This window comes from Vibrio methylphosphonaticus, from assembly GCF_023634655.1.
Lineage (GTDB): Bacteria > Pseudomonadota > Gammaproteobacteria > Enterobacterales > Vibrionaceae > Vibrio > Vibrio methylphosphonaticus.
In genome coordinates, this window is record NZ_JAMKMS010000105.1 from 1 (window position 1) to 208 (window position 208).

The 208-nt window shown below is 53.8% G+C and carries 1 protein-coding gene; it reads right to left on the reverse strand.

Features of this window, described 5'->3' with window-relative positions:
* On the reverse strand, positions 1-208 hold a 208-nt coding region (locus tag M9196_RS23445; protein WP_250619908.1), incomplete at both ends, for a cadherin-like domain-containing protein.

Here is a 208-nt window from a genome sequence, read left to right on the forward strand (position 1 = left end):
CCCGCGCTTAGGTTGGCGGCGGTGAGGTCGTCACCTTCAACATCGGTTGCTTGTGCCAGTAATTGTTCTTGGCTTAAGGTGATAGAGCCATCTTCGTCAACGCTGTAAGCCAAGTCGCCAGAGACTGGCGCATCGTTCACGGCAATCACGTCAATACCAGCTGTGGTGTCCGCTGTTGCACCGTCTTCATCTACAACAGTGACGTCTA